The organism is Clostridioides sp. ES-S-0005-03 (assembly GCF_020658455.1).
Classification (GTDB): domain Bacteria; phylum Bacillota; class Clostridia; order Peptostreptococcales; family Peptostreptococcaceae; genus Clostridioides.
Window position 1 is genome coordinate 470,532 of sequence record NZ_JACVWI010000001.1, and the last position, 14,591, is coordinate 485,122.

Sequence of the window (14,591 nt, forward strand, 5' to 3'; positions counted from 1 at the left end):
TTTATATTAAACAGATTATTTATTACAACAAATAATTATTTATAAAAAATAGAAAAATTTTGACAAAAAAAGAAAGTATCTTTAGAATAGAGATATATTTAAAATCGTATGATTGAGGTTATAAGGTGATTTCATATGGTTTATTATGAAAATTATTGTTAGACAGAAAATTTAAAAATGGAATTTAAAAAGATGATAAATATTTTGATAACGATTGTTAAATTAGGAAATAACAAGTCTGTATCTGTATAAATATTAGAAAAATATGTATAGTTTTAGACTGTAAAATATAAGATATTGTAGAAATAAAAAAAGGCATTGAATAGATACTATTAAATTGTAAAATTATGTTATAATTATTGTAAAGGATGTAAAAATCTGTAGAAATAGCAATGTAATAAGCTTAATTTTTAATAGTTAAATTCAAATAAACTATATAATGCAATGTACATAAATTAAAGATAGTAATCTGATAAAAATTATACTAATAAGATTTATATATTATGAACTATATAAACAATAAAGTAAATTATAGGAATAACTTAAGTTTTATAATATAGTTTTATAATATAAAAAAAGTCATTATAATCAGATATATTAAAAAATAGAAAAATGATTAATAAATTTTATTAAATTAGGTAGAGAGATATATATAATAAATTATAAATAATGATAAATGTGTAGACAAAAGAAAGTGAATAAATTATATTTATACTAATAAAGTTTTTTTGAGGTGAAATATTATAGATATAATAGCCTATATTTATATTCTTATATTTATATTATGAAAAAATTAAAATTATTTAGGGGTGATGGTTTTGAATAAGGACATAGGAGCAAAAATAAAGCAACTTAGAACTCAAAAACAAATGACACTGAAAGATATGAGTGAGAAAACAAACTTATCAATTGGATTTTTGTCACAGCTTGAAAGAGGATTAACAAGTGTGGCAACAGATTCATTAGGTAAAATAGCAAATGTATTGGATGTAGATTTAACTTACTTTTTTATGAAACCAAAGGAGCATAAGAGACCTGTATTAAGAAGTTATGAAAAAGAAGTTTTTGATGTAGAAAATTCAACATTTATACATTATCATTTATCATCTAATTTAAAAGAAAAAACTATGTTACCAAGATTAATTGAAATTCTTCCAAGTAAAAGTAGTGAAGAAATTTGTTGCTATGTACATAGTGGTGAAGAATTTGTATATGTTTTAGAGGGCACTCTTACAGTGTTTTTGGGTGACGAGCAAATTGAAATGTATCCAGGTGATACAATACACTATAATAGTGAAAAGAACAATCACAATTGGGTTAACTATACTAATAAGATGGTAAGAATTTTAGTGGTAAGTATACCAAATCCATTTGAAAATTCTGATACAGTTAAAGAAGCTTAAAGTTTAGTTATTACTTATTTAAGGAGGAGTATTACAGTGAAAAGAATTGGATTTATAGGTGCAGGGAATATGGCCAGTGCTATGATAGGTGGTATAGTAAATTCAAAATTAGTTGAACCTAATATGGTAACAGCATCAGCATATACTCAAGGAACTCTTGATAGAATACATGCAAATTTTGGTATAAATACTACAAAAGATTCAAAAGAGGTTACTAGAAATTCTGATATAGTAATTGTAGCTGTTAAGCCAGACATATATGATGATATTTTAGAAGAGATAAAAGATTTTGTAGATGATAGTAAGATTATAGTTACAATAGCAGCAGGAAAATCTATAAAAGATATAGAGGCAATTATAGGTGAAAATAAAAAAATAGTTAGAACTATGCCTAATACTCCTGCACTTGTAAATGAGGCTATGTCTTCAATATCTATAAATAAAAATATAAAAGATGAAGATTTAGAAGCAGTGGTAGAAGTATTTAGTTCTTTTGGAAACACTGAAGTCGTACCAGAATATCTTATAGAAGCAGTGATTGGAGCGAGTGGTTCTGCACCAGCCTATGTGTTTTTGTTTATAGAAGCTATTGCAGATGCAGCAGTAATTGCAGGAATGCCAAGACAACAAGCATATAAATTTGCAGCACAAGCAGTTATGGGTTCTGCAAAAATGGTACTTGAAACAGGAAAACATCCTGGTGAACTAAAAGATATGGTATGCTCACCTGGAGGGACTACTATAGAAGCAGTTAAAGTCCTTGAAGAGGAAGGTTTTAGAGCCTCTGTTATAAAAGCTATATGTGCATGTATAGAAAAATCTCAAAAAATGAGCAAGTAATAAGAATTTATTTGAGATAAAAAGAATTGCCTTTTATAGAAAATTTCTATATTAGGCAATTCTTTTATTTACTTAATTTTTAAAATAAACCTGAAAGCCAATTCTTTATTTTTTCAAAGAAACCAACTGAGTCATTAGTATTGGATTGATTTTCAGAATTATTAGTTGTGTTATTTTCACTTGATTGAGTGTTATCATTATTCTCGCTATTATTTTCTGAGTTATCCGTATTATTAGAGTTAGTACTATCTTCTGAGTTATCTGTATTATTAGAGTTAGTATTATCTTGTGGATTTATTTGAACACCTTCTGTAGAGTTTATCACAGCATTTGAGCCAAGAGACTCATCATTAGTGTTATTTAAGATTCCCAAATCTTTTTTATCTCCTCCTGAGAATAAACCAGAGAACCAATCTCCTATTCCACTAAACCATCCACCTATAGTATCTAGTATTCCAGAACCTTTAACACTATCACCTAATTTTTTTAGTTGTTCATTTACATTGTCTGATACATTATCCAATGTATTTTTCATATTATTGTAATCATAATCTTGGTCAGCTATTTTTTTCATTACACCTTGAATTTGTTCTTTTTGTTCTGGTGTAATAGTAATATTGTAATTGTTTACAACATTATTTATCGTATTAGCTATTTGATTAGTATCCTTTGTACCATTTTTTACAATTTCTGTTTTGATATCATTCATCACACCAGTTGCTTTTTCTTGACCTATATCATCTCCTAAATCACCTGTAACCACTAACTCTTCAGAAGCAATTTCCTTTTTTGTTTCGTCAAGTTTTTTTCCTGATGCATCTTCAAATGCTTTCATAATTCCTGTCAATGCACCAGTACCACTTACAGGATATGGAGCAGCAGCAATAACATTTGCATTTTCAAGACCAGCTGTTGTAAGTGTTGAAGCAATCATTGAGCTAGTTACCCAAGTTAAATTTGCTGTTTTAACATTAATTCCATTGCCATTTGTTGTAGGCTCAACATAAGAGCAAGAAATAGTAACTTTACCAAGTTGGCTCTCTGTTGCAACACCTTGTAAATATTGTCTTTCTTCTGCATTTGTTACATCTAAAACTAAGACTTGGTCTTTTTTAACTCCAAAATAATTAAGCATTTGTTGTTTTTGAGATTCTGATAAGTTAGCTCCAAGTGTAACAACATTTGTTCCATCTGCATAAGCAAGGTTTAAACTTCCAAACACAAGCATAGTAGATATAATAATAGAGCTAATTTGTTTTTTAAACTTCATAATAATCCTCCTAGATTTAACATACATTACATTTTCAATATACATTTTTATCAATATACTGAATAAAAATATGTGCTACATTTCTATTATACTAAATATAAACTATTTTTTAAATCAATGCGATTACAAGTTTGTAATAAAAAAGGTAATATAAGGTAAATAATAAAAAAATAATTTTTATAAGAGATTGAAAAAACAATTAATGTAGTATACTATAATATAGAAATGATTATGATAATGTTATAGAATCGGAAGGAGAAAAAATAAATGTCAAAAGAATTAGTAAAAGACAGAGTAATAAAATATTTAATAGAAGATTTATTGGTACCTCAGGACATGATTGATACAAATGTTGAATTAGCAGAATTTGAAGAAGGTGCAGAGGGAACTTTAGATATTATTGTAAATGTTAAAGATGATGAGGATTATTACGCTCCAGTAATGATAGTGCAGTGTTTAGATGAAGATGTAGAATTAGAAGGGGAAGTTTTACAAAAACAAATAGAATTTTTAGAAGAAGTAGATAACATAACTATGTCAGGTAGATTGGTTTTAACTAATGGTGATGCTATGATGTATGCTGATTGGAGAGGCGAAGAATATGATACTGAGGCAGCACTTCCAACTTATGATATAATGGTAAAAGAGTTTAATGAGATGGAACAACAAGTTAAAGATTCAGAAGAAGAACATCATCATCACGATGAAAATTGTGGATGTGGATGCAATCATCATGAAAAGTAAATAACAAGCATATATATTAAAAAAGACTGTTTAATCAACAGTCTTTTTTTAGACATATATCAATCTAAAAACTTAGGATATAACAATATATAATAAAATAAATTATATATATAAGGAGGATATTAGGGTTAGAGGTAGAATAATATTATAGGTATAGTTTTTATAACTTTGTATACATAATATACAAAACAACTTATTTGAAGAAGGGGATATTATGTAGTTGTAGATTATGTAGTTTTAAATTATTTATTTTTGTTTTAGCAAATTCTATGAATAGAAGGGGTTTGATTATGGATACTAAAAAAGAAAATAATTATGAAAATTATATTTGTGTGGGTTCATCAAATGTATCAAATGCGATGAAAATGTATTTAAAGGAAATTGAGGAATACAAAATGTTGTCAGCAGGAGAAGAGGTAGAGCTGGCAAAGGAAATAATCAACTCATCTTCAGTAGCAAAGGAAAAGTTTATAAATTCAAATTATAGGTTGGTAGTGAGCATAGCAAAAAGATATAAAAGAGATAGTATTGATATGCTAGACTTAATTCAAGCGGGAAATATAGGACTCATAAAAGCAGTAGAGAAGTACGATTATAAAAAAGGATACAAATTTAGCACTTATGCTACATGGTGGATAAAACAAAGCATAACAAGATATATTGATGATTGCGAAAATACTATTAGAATACCTATACATCTTCACCAAAGAATAAATTTTGTAAAGAAAAAGAAACAAGAACTTTTAAATGTATTATTAAGAGAACCAACTGTAGATGAGATTGCAGATGCTTGTGGTCTTGAGGTTGAGAAAGTATTGGAATTATTAAAACGAGATAAAAATGTTGTATCTTTGGATACACCATTAAAAGAAGATGAAGATAGTAGTTTAGTTGAATTTATACCATCAGATGCTGATTTTAAAGATGTTGTAATGCATGAAGTGGAACAACATAATTTAAAAGAAAAAATAGAAGAATTACTTACAGGTCTTGGAGAACAAGAACAGCAGGTTTTGAGAATGAGATTTGGCATTGATGATGATGCCCCTAAGACATTAGAGCAAATTGGAAAGGTGTTTGGAGTTACTAGAGAAAGAATAAGACAAATAGAAGCTAAAGCAATAAGAAAATTAAGACATCCAAGTAAATTAAAACAATTAAAGCATTTTTATTAATATTTATAAAGCGAATATAAAAGAAAGTAGGAGAAAGATTCTCCTACTTTTGTTTTTTCTTTTGTCATACTTACACATAATCAATAATGGTTTTTCAATAGGAAAATATGAGATTAATAAAATAAAAATTACCTTTACATTACTTTAACTTGCAGAAAAGTTGAGCTTTTATTAGCTTATTGACGACTATTAATAATCATATTGATGTACTTTATTTAAAATGCACTTATATATCTCTGTTAAGTATTCTTCATTGAGGAGAATACTTTTTTGGATTTTCTTTAAATAAATAGTTATTTAGTAAAAGTGATTAAAATTTTTCAAAATAGATAAAATATGTTAAAATATAACTTAAAAATGATTATATATTTTCCTTATGTTGAGATTATTAAGTTATAAGAAATGAATAAAATGAAATTTAAAGATATTGCTAATATAAGTGTTTTGTTTTACCTAGATTAGAAAATAATAACTCCATTTCTGTGAATTCAATTAAATTTATTCTATTAGATTTAAATTGCGATTATAGAAAATGTTGTATAAATAAAAAACATAAAAAATAATGTTATTTATGATATATTAAAGAATAAACAACTACTATTATCTTCAGAAAATGTAGGAATAATAGATTAAATTATATATAATAGGCTAGCTTTTACTGAACTAAAAGAAGTGTGTTAGAAGTGGAGTGATGAAATGAGCAAAGTGGCTAAAGCAACTTTTTATTTGATGATAGTTACTGTAATATCTAAGATTCTTGGCATGGGTAGAGAATTAGTTTTATCATCAATTTATGGAACAGGTTTGTATACAGAAAGTTATTTGACAGCTATGAATATACCAAATATTATATTTGCAGCAATAGGAACTGCTATAGTTACTACTTTTATACCAATGTATCAAGACATAAGTAGTAAACAAGGTGAAAAACAAGCAGTAAAATTTTTAAACAATGTCTTAAATATAATAGTTGGTATATGCATAATTGTAGCTATACTGGGTGTGATTTTTTCAAAACAACTTGTGAGTATATTTGCTATAGGATTTGAAGGCGAGAGATTTGAGCTTACTGTAAAATTTACTAAAGTACTTATAACAGGAATAATATTTATAGGTATTACTAGTGTTATGTCAGCATTTTTACAAATAAAAGAAAATTTTATCATAGTTGGATTTGGTAGTATACCCTATAATATAGTAATAATTATTTCAATAATGATAAGTACCGTGTTTGGACCATATGTACTTCCAGTTGGTGCGGTAGTTGCTATGATAGTTCAGCTACTTTTTTACATGTTTTTTGTTAAAAAAACAGATTACAAATATTCATTTTACTTAGACTTTAAAGATGATAGTCTTATAAAATTGCTGGTATTACTTTCACCAGTGTTTATAGGTGTTGCTGTTAATCAAGTAAACTCATTAGTTGATACAACTTTAGCATCTACATTAGTTAAAGGTAGTATACCAGCACTTACTTATGCAGATAGGTTAAATGGTTTTGTTACAGGGACATTTACAGCCTCAATAGTGTCTGTTATGTACCCAATGCTGTCAAAATTAAGTGCAGAGAATAATCAAAAAAAATTTACTAGTTCAGTTAAATCTAGTGTCAATATGATAATAATTTCTATGATTCCTATTTCAGTTGGGTCTATTGTTTTTGCAAATCCAGTTGTTAGAATTATATTTGAAAGAGGAGCTTTTGATGCTAGAGCAACTCAAATGACAGCAACTGCTTTAGTTTTCTATGCAGTTGGAATGACTGCATTTGGACTTAGAGATATATTAGGTAAAGTTTTTTATTCATTACAAGATACAAAAACACCTATGGTAAATGGTATTATATCTGTTTGTGTAAATATAGTGCTAGATTTAATTTTAATAAAACCTATGGCTCATGGTGGTCTTGCTCTTGCAACTAGTTCATCATCAATTGCATGTATATTGTTACTTTTCATAAATTTAAGAAGGAAAGTAGGTTATTTTGGACAAGATAAGATAATAAAAGCAACCTTAAAATCATTAGTAGCATCAGTTATTATGGGAATTTTATCATATTTTACGTATAAATTTATATTTGGACTTTTAGGCGTAGGTACACTTAACGAGTTAGTATCATTAACCATTTCAGTAATAGTTGGAGGTGGAATTTATACATTACTAATGACCATTTTTAAAGTTGAAGAAGTTGATATGATATTAAATATTGCAAAAAGAAAGTTACACTTAAAAAACTAGTTTAACTATATTAATTATATATTTAGGAGGATTTTATGAAACACATATTAAAAACAGTAGACCATACTATTTTAAAGGCTACAACGACATGGGAAGATATTAAGATTTTATGTGATGAGGCTATAAACATGAATGTAGCATCAGTTTGTATACCACCATCATATGTAAAAAGAGCAGTAGAATATTTAAATAGTAAAATAAAGGTATGCACAGTAATAGGATTTCCCCTAGGATATCAAACTACTGCAACGAAGGTATTTGAAGCTGAAGATGCAATTAAAAATGGAGCAGATGAAGTTGATATGGTTGTAAATATTTCAGATATTAAAAATGGGGACTATGAGAAGATAGAAAATGAGATAAAAGAAATAAAAGCAATTATTGGAGATAAAATATTAAAAGTTATTATAGAAACATGTTATTTAGAGGAATATGAAAAAGTAAAGATGTGTGAGATAGTAACAGTGTCTGGTGCAGATTTTATAAAGACATCTACTGGAATGGGAACAGGTGGAGCTACTTTAGAAGATATAAAGCTTATGAAAGAGCATGTTGGAGAAACTGTTAAGATAAAGGCTGCTGGAGGTGTTAAATCGATTTCTGATGCAGAAAAATTTATAGAGGCAGGTGCTGAAAGATTAGGTACTAGTTCAATATGTAAAATATTAAAAAATGAAGACATAACAGGTTATTAAAACTATTAATTAATGGATAAAACAATGACAACTAGATATTAGTTTAATTATAAATTTATAGAATAAAAGGCAGAGGGAAATTTCCCTCTGTTTTTTTTATTTAATCTTGACAGAGAAAACTTTATAATATATTATAGTCTTATAGTTAGTTACTTAAGTAATTAACTAACTTAGGAAGGAGGAACCTATGAAATTAATATTAAATAATGAAGAACCCATATTTATTCAGATAGCACGAGCAATTGAAGATGAAATACTATCAGATGGAATAAAAGAAGAAGAGCAGGTTCCATCAACAACTGAACTTTCAAAGCTTTATAAAATTAATCCTGCTACAGTCTTGAAAGGAATAAATACATTAGTTGATAAGAATATTTTATACAAGAAGAGAGGGATAGGAATGTTTGTATCAGAGGGGGCAAGAAGTATAATAAAAGAAGTTAGGAAAGAAAACTTTAAAAATAATTTTATAAAAAATCTACTTCAAGAAGCAGATAAATTAGAGATAAACAGAGAAGAATTAGTTGATATTATAATAAATTTTAAGGGGGAGTAATGTATGAGTAACTCTATCAGGATAAAAAATTTGTCTCATAGCTTCAAAAAACAAAAGATTTTTGATAACATGTCTCTGAATTTTGAAGAAAATAAAATATATGGTTTATTAGGAAAAAATGGTGCTGGGAAAACTACATTATTGAATATAATAGTAAATCAATTAATTCAAAGTGAAGGAGATATAGAAATTTCAGGAAAAAATATAAAAGAAGATTTAAAAGTATTGGAAGATATTTGTATTGTAAGAGAAAAAGAATTTTATAATTCAGACTTTAAAGTAGGTCAAATATTCGAGTTTTCTTCTAGCTTCTATAAAAATTATGATAAGGCATTAGAAGAAAAACTATGTAAATATTTTGATTTAAATATAAAGAAAAAGTATAGAAAATTGTCTAGGGGAATGAAGACTATACTTTCAAATATAATAGGAATTTGTTCCAATTCAGCCATCACTATATTTGATGAACCAACAATTGGTCTAGATGCAGTAAACAGGCAAGAATTTTATAATGTAATCTTAGATAATTATATAAAAAATCCAAGAACGATAATAATATCAACTCATTTAATTGATGAAATAGATGATTTATTAGAGCATGTAATAATATTAAATGAAGGTAAGATTATTATAGATGAAGATATTGATACTATAAAACAAAAAGCTCATTATATTACTGGAAGCAGAGAAGAAGTAGAAAAGTTAGAAGCAATAATAAATGTAAAGCCTAAGAAATCATTTGGAAATACAGTTGCCTACTTTTACTATGGTGACTTTAGTAAAAACGATGAAAATATAATTGAAAATTCAAATATAGATGTAGGATACATAGGATTACAAGATATGTTTGTAAGTATGACTAAAAAGGAGGTTTTGTAATTGAATGAATTAAGACCATATATGAAATTTTTTAATAAAAATACAAAACTATATATAATTTTATTTTTGGTAATGGGTGCTTTTTTAAATGTTTTACCACTTATTATTGTAACTTTTGCTAATTTGCCTAAACAAGACTTATCATCTTTCACAACGACACTTTTAAACTATATAAGTATACTAATATTTGTATATGGAATATCCATAGTAAATAAAGATTTTTCAGGGGCTTTAAGTATAAGGGCAGATAGAAAGAATTGTATAAAAGCTATTATACTAACCTTAATTATTTTGTCCTTTGTTCTTTCTATTATAAGTATAGTTTTAATATTTTTATCAAAGTTATCTATGGAGTTTATAACTGGTTATAAGGTGGATATATTATCTTTACTGAAACAAGATTTACTTTGGATCTCTATACCCACAATAATAGAATCATCAACAGCAAATATGCCACTAGCTTACTTAAATTATTTTATAAATTTATGTATTAGTGAAATATGTATAGGTTTGATAGGCGCTTTATTGGGTGCTTTTACTTATAGGGTTAGAAAAGCTACTAGCTTTACTCTATTGATAGGACTACCAATATTGATATTAATTTATGTAGTTAATTTTGCAATTAAACATATGCAAAAAATGATTACATATTTAGATAAAATTATTATTTTATTTGAAAATACTTCTATTTTATTAGGGTTAAAAGTAGGAACTATATTTGTTTGTGTAGCCTTAATAATATTACTACTTAGAAGAGCTCCAATTAAGGATTATGCAAATGATTTATTATAGTTAAAATATAAATTACCTTAAAAGTAGATTTAAATATTAATAGTAAAAAGCCCTTAAAAACCATTTGTTTTGGATTTTAAGGGCTTTAATTTCATTGCAAATATAAAGTTTCTAAAGAGAAATTTAAATACGGTCACTTTAAGCTAGCTTTACTAATTTTAACAAATATATATTTTACTAATACTTATATTTACTCTTATATTTTTTTATAAACAATATAGATATAAATATAGTTATAATTTCAGCAAATGGAACAGTAAGCCATAATCCATTTAGATGCAATATAGGAGGAAGAATTACAATTCCTATAATTACAAAAACAAAGGCACGACTAAAAGATATAATAGCTGAAATTTTTCCGTTGTGAAATGCTGTGAAAAATCCTGATGCAAATATATTTATACCAACAAATAAAAAAGCAAAAGCAAATATTTTTAGACCTTGTAAAGCTAAACCAAATACTCCATTATCAGGATTTACAAAAACCCTAACAATAAGTGGTGCAAAAACTAAAGCTACAATAAAAACTAAAATAGAAGAAACAAATATAAATTTTAAAGAATGCTTAAATGTTTCTTTTAACTTATCACTATTTTCAGCACCAAAATTATAACTTATCAATGGTGATACTCCAGCAGCAAAACCTAGATAAACCGATGTCATCAAAAAGTGAGCATAAAGTACTATAGTAAGAGCTGCAAGTCCAGTTTCTCCAGCTAATCTTAAAGCAACTATATTAAATAAGAATGTTGTAATTCCTGTAGATAATTCTGTAACCATTTCAGAAGAACCATTTATCATTGTATCTCTTATAAGTCTAAAATCAGTTTTTGGTTTTTTTAATTTTAATGTAGATTTACTTGATAAGAAGTAGGCTATACCTAAAATACAAGTTAAAATGATACCTATAGCAGTTGCAACCGCAGCACCTAGAAGACCCATTCCAAAATATTTAATAAACACATAATCTAATATTATATTTGTTACACCTCCAATTACTGATAGAAATAAACTAAGTTTAGAGTTTCCATCAGTTCTTGTAAAATATTCAAATATAAATTTTAAAATATAAAAAGGTGTACATAAAATCATAACCTTACCATAAGTTATACAATAAGGTAGTAGTTTATCTGTTGCTCCAAGTAAAATAGATATTTCTTTGACAAAAAAATACGAGATTACTGTGAATAAAATTCCAATAATCAATGAAAATAAAACTATAAAAGAAAATGTAGAATTGGCTTCATCTTGTCTATTTCCCCCCATACGTATAGAAACTATAGCTCCTCCACCAGTTGCCATCATTATTCCAAAACCACAAACAAGGTTGATTATGGGTAGTACAATATTTATACTAGCAAGAGCATCTGAGCCAACTAATGTTGACACAAATATACCATCTATTATTGTGTATAAAGATATAAATACCATGGATATAATTGCAGGAGAAACAAATTTTAGAAATTCAAAAGTAGTGAATTTTCTTGTAAATAAATTTTCCATAAATTTTACCTCCTTTTATTACTCTCTATATATAATAAGGTATATAGTAACTATATAGTCAAGAAAAACTTTGTTAATATTATAAATGGCTTTAAATCAATAATAACTTATGTTTCGTAGGATTTATAGAATAGCGATTAATGAACTTTTATTGAAAGAATAACTATACTCTATTGAAAAAGATAATTATATCTTAAGAAAATCTTTAGAAATATAGGTATATAATCTTAAGTTTTACAGCTTATCATATATATAAGATTTTGTTTGATAAGAAGTATATTTTAGTAACTATATATATTCAATATAGTTTTCCTTAGGTTGGCTATTATTTATTAAATATAATAACTATAGTATAGAGAATAGGTTACTTTTATTTCAATCAACAATTTTATATATTATATAGATATTAGGAGTGTGAAGTATGAAAAGGTTTTTTGTATTAGTTTTGGGATGTGTTTTTGCTTTAGGTATACTTTCTGGTTGTAGTAAAAAAGAGTCTAAGCCTATAGACACAAGCGAAAAGAATAGTGAATGGTTTTTTAATCTAGAAACCAAAGATGTAGATGGAAATAAGGTAACAAAGGAGGTGTTTTCAAGTAAAGACCTTACTCTTATTAATGTTTGGACTACCTGGTGTGGTCCATGTGTAGGTGAGATGCCAGAACTTGAAGCTTTATCAAAAGAATATGCAAGTAATAATTCAAATGTAGCTATAAAGGGATTAGTTGTAGAAGTGGATGGAGCTGATATGAAAACTGGTCTTTCGGATGAAGAGAGAGACTTAGTTAAAGATATTATGAAAAAATCAAATGCTACCTATCAACAATTAACAGTATCTGAAGGTTTGAAAAAGACTGATTTTAAAAGAATTATAGAGTTTCCAACAACTTATTTTGTAGACAAGAACGGGAAATTTGTAGGTGACAAAGTTGCAGGTGCAAATAGCAAAGAAGAATGGAAAAAAATTATAGATGAAAGATTAAAGATGGTAAAAAGTAATGAGTAACTTTATTAAAGAAAATAAAAAAGGTATTTCTATTATTGTAATTGGTATTTCATTTATTGTATTGGGCATATATCGTGGAGAAGCAAATATAGTATTAACTAAAGCAATTATGATTTGCCTTGAATGTATTGGTATTGGTTAGGAGAGCAATCATGAAGTTATTATCAAAAATAAACAATAATATAAGAATTATTACTCAGATTGCATTTACAGCATTAACAAATGGATATATAAATGGTTTTTTGCAAGGGACTATTTATGGTGGAGAAAGTAAAAACTTGTGTGTACCTGGATTAAATTGCTATTCTTGTCCAGGGGCACTAGGTGCATGTCCAATGGGTTCACTACAAGCCGTTTTATCAAGTAGGGATTATAAATTTTCATTTTATGTTGTAGGATTTTTAATGGCATTTGGAGCTTTTTTTGGACGCTTTGTTTGTGGATGGCTTTGTCCTTTTGGACTTATTCAAGATTTATTATATAAAATACCATTTCCATTAAAAGTAAAAAAAGTTTATGGTGACAAATATTTAAAATATCTAAAATACATAGTTTTAATAGTTTTTATAATTATTTTACCAATTACTATTGTAAATGTAGCAGGTGGTGGTAATCCTTGGTTTTGCAAGTGGATTTGTCCTTCAGGTACATTATTAGGTGGGGTACCTCTTATTTTAGAAAATGAAAGTTTAAAAGAATCCATAGGATTCTTATTTAGCTGGAAATTAAGTATTTTGATATTGATTTTATTAGTGTCAATAATGATTTATAGACCATTTTGTAGGTACTTATGTCCTTTAGGTGCAATTTATAGTTTCTTTAATCCTATTTCAATATATAGATTTAAAATTGATAAAGATAAATGTACAAATTGTACAGTATGTCAGTCAAAATGTAAGCTTGATATTCCAATATATGAAGATGTAAATAGTTTAGAATGTATTAGATGTGGTGATTGTATAAAAGTGTGCCCTAAAAATGCAATTACTGTAACTTTTTCAAAAAATATAAAGAATAAATCAATATTTAAAAAAAATGTAAGGGGAAATAATTTAATGAAGAAGATTACTATATGTATTATGATGTTTGCAATCTCAGTATTAGTATTAACTGGGTGTAATAATGACAATAAAATAAAAAGTGAAGTAGATAATATGTTTAATGCAATAAAGACTCAAGATTCTGATAAAGTAGATAAATATTTTCCAGAATCAGGGTTAGGTAGTTTTATCTATAGTGACAAAGAAGGATTTAAAATGTATTCTAAAAATATGTCTTGGAAAATCGAAAATATAAAGAAAAAAGACGATAAAGTTATTGTAGATTTAAAAATTAATAATACAGATATGGTTTCTATATTAAAAAAGAATCCTCCTAAATTAGGAGAAATGATGCCTAATCCAACTATGAAGGACATTGATTCTGCAAATAAAAAAGAGTTTACAATTGCTTTAGAAGTCGTTAAGTCTGGGGAAAATTATATATGT

At 26.7% G+C, this 14,591-nt stretch carries 13 protein-coding genes and 1 pseudogene; 12 read left to right on the forward strand and 2 right to left on the reverse strand.

The genetic code is table 11. The features are described 5' to 3' along the window. Nucleotides 1-812: 812 nt before the first annotated feature. Complete coding sequence (locus tag IC218_RS02210) at nt 813-1,403, forward strand: helix-turn-helix domain-containing protein (protein WP_413840640.1); 591 nt, start codon at nt 813-815, stop codon at nt 1,401-1,403. A 36-nt stretch (nt 1,404-1,439) separates the two neighbouring features. Next, complete coding sequence (gene proC / locus IC218_RS02215; protein ID WP_227432864.1) at nt 1,440-2,243, forward strand: pyrroline-5-carboxylate reductase; 804 nt, start codon at nt 1,440-1,442, stop codon at nt 2,241-2,243. Between the two features lie 79 nt (nt 2,244-2,322). On the opposite strand, the gene IC218_RS02220 is transcribed toward proC, so the two are convergent. After that, a complete protein-coding gene (locus IC218_RS02220; RefSeq protein WP_227482326.1) occupies nt 2,323-3,513 on the reverse strand; it encodes a DUF1002 domain-containing protein in 1,191 nt (396 codons plus the stop codon). 267 nt (nt 3,514-3,780) lie between these two features. Between IC218_RS02220 and IC218_RS02225 the strand changes: the two genes are divergently transcribed. The 7 genes from IC218_RS02225 (at nt 3,781) to IC218_RS02255 (ending at nt 10,595) form a co-directional block, all read left to right on the forward strand. Further along, nucleotides 3,781-4,257 (forward strand): type I restriction enzyme HsdR N-terminal domain-containing protein, encoded by a 477-nt coding sequence (locus IC218_RS02225; RefSeq protein WP_227432867.1) that lies wholly within the window; start codon nt 3,781-3,783, stop codon nt 4,255-4,257. A 290-nt stretch (nt 4,258-4,547) separates the two neighbouring features. Further along, on the forward strand, nt 4,548-5,432 hold the full coding sequence (locus IC218_RS02230) for an RNA polymerase sigma factor RpoD/SigA (protein WP_227823728.1): 885 nt from the start codon (nt 4,548-4,550) through the stop codon (nt 5,430-5,432). A 696-nt stretch (nt 5,433-6,128) separates the two neighbouring features. Then, nucleotides 6,129-7,673: a murein biosynthesis integral membrane protein MurJ gene (murJ, locus tag IC218_RS02235; protein WP_227823729.1), complete on the forward strand. Its 1,545-nt coding sequence runs from the start codon at nt 6,129-6,131 to the stop codon at nt 7,671-7,673. 35 nt (nt 7,674-7,708) lie between these two features. Next, nucleotides 7,709-8,368 (forward strand): deoxyribose-phosphate aldolase, encoded by a 660-nt coding sequence (gene deoC / locus IC218_RS02240; RefSeq protein WP_227482328.1) that lies wholly within the window; start codon nt 7,709-7,711, stop codon nt 8,366-8,368. A gap of 187 nt (nt 8,369-8,555) precedes the next feature. Beyond that, nucleotides 8,556-8,924, forward strand: a complete 369-nt coding sequence (locus IC218_RS02245; protein ID WP_227432872.1) for a GntR family transcriptional regulator — start codon at nt 8,556-8,558, stop codon at nt 8,922-8,924. 3 nt (nt 8,925-8,927) lie between these two features. After that, nucleotides 8,928-9,803, forward strand: coding sequence for an ATP-binding cassette domain-containing protein (locus IC218_RS02250; protein ID WP_227823730.1), 876 nt, complete (start codon nt 8,928-8,930; stop codon nt 9,801-9,803). After that, a complete protein-coding gene (locus IC218_RS02255) occupies nt 9,804-10,595 on the forward strand; it encodes an ABC transporter permease (RefSeq protein WP_227823731.1) in 792 nt (263 codons plus the stop codon). Between the two features lie 177 nt (nt 10,596-10,772). Here the strand turns inward: IC218_RS02255 and IC218_RS02260 are convergent, their stop codons facing one another. Beyond that, nucleotides 10,773-12,098, reverse strand: coding sequence for an MATE family efflux transporter (locus tag IC218_RS02260; protein ID WP_227823732.1), 1,326 nt, complete (start codon nt 12,096-12,098; stop codon nt 10,773-10,775). A gap of 421 nt (nt 12,099-12,519) precedes the next feature. On the opposite strand from IC218_RS02260, the gene IC218_RS02265 reads away from it, so the two are divergent. The 3 genes and pseudogenes from IC218_RS02265 to IC218_RS02275 all read left to right on the forward strand — a co-directional run. Beyond that, the gene (locus tag IC218_RS02265) at nt 12,520-13,104 is read left to right on the forward strand and encodes a TlpA family protein disulfide reductase (RefSeq protein ID WP_227823733.1); all 585 of its coding nucleotides are present in this window, start codon (nt 12,520-12,522) and stop codon (nt 13,102-13,104) included. Further along, entirely contained in the window at nt 13,097-13,246 is a 150-nt protein-coding gene (locus IC218_RS02270) for a CD1871A family CXXC motif-containing protein (protein ID WP_227432878.1), read from the forward strand. The genes IC218_RS02265 and IC218_RS02270 overlap by 8 nt, the downstream gene beginning before the upstream one ends. Before the next feature lie 10 nt (nt 13,247-13,256). Then, nucleotides 13,257-14,108: pseudogene (locus IC218_RS02275) on the forward strand (4Fe-4S binding protein); the annotation flags it as partial. Nucleotides 14,109-14,591 lie beyond the last annotated feature (483 nt).

Coding starts and splice junctions, on each gene's coding strand:
- IC218_RS02250 (WP_227823730.1), top strand. CDS start 8,928: ATGAGTAACTCTATCAGGATAAAAAATTTGTCTCATAGCTTCAAAAAA.
- deoC (WP_227482328.1), top strand. CDS start 7,709: ATGAAACACATATTAAAAACAGTAGACCATACTATTTTAAAGGCTACA.
- IC218_RS02220 (WP_227482326.1), bottom strand. CDS start 3,513: ATGAAGTTTAAAAAACAAATTAGCTCTATTATTATATCTACTATGCTT.
- IC218_RS02225 (WP_227432867.1), top strand. CDS start 3,781: ATGTCAAAAGAATTAGTAAAAGACAGAGTAATAAAATATTTAATAGAA.
- IC218_RS02260 (WP_227823732.1), bottom strand. CDS start 12,098: ATGGAAAATTTATTTACAAGAAAATTCACTACTTTTGAATTTCTAAAA.
- IC218_RS02245 (WP_227432872.1), top strand. CDS start 8,556: ATGAAATTAATATTAAATAATGAAGAACCCATATTTATTCAGATAGCA.
- murJ (WP_227823729.1), top strand. CDS start 6,129: ATGAGCAAAGTGGCTAAAGCAACTTTTTATTTGATGATAGTTACTGTA.
- IC218_RS02210 (WP_413840640.1), top strand. CDS start 813: ATGGTTTTGAATAAGGACATAGGAGCAAAAATAAAGCAACTTAGAACT.
- IC218_RS02265 (WP_227823733.1), top strand. CDS start 12,520: ATGAAAAGGTTTTTTGTATTAGTTTTGGGATGTGTTTTTGCTTTAGGT.
- IC218_RS02270 (WP_227432878.1), top strand. CDS start 13,097: ATGAGTAACTTTATTAAAGAAAATAAAAAAGGTATTTCTATTATTGTA.
- IC218_RS02230 (WP_227823728.1), top strand. CDS start 4,548: ATGGATACTAAAAAAGAAAATAATTATGAAAATTATATTTGTGTGGGT.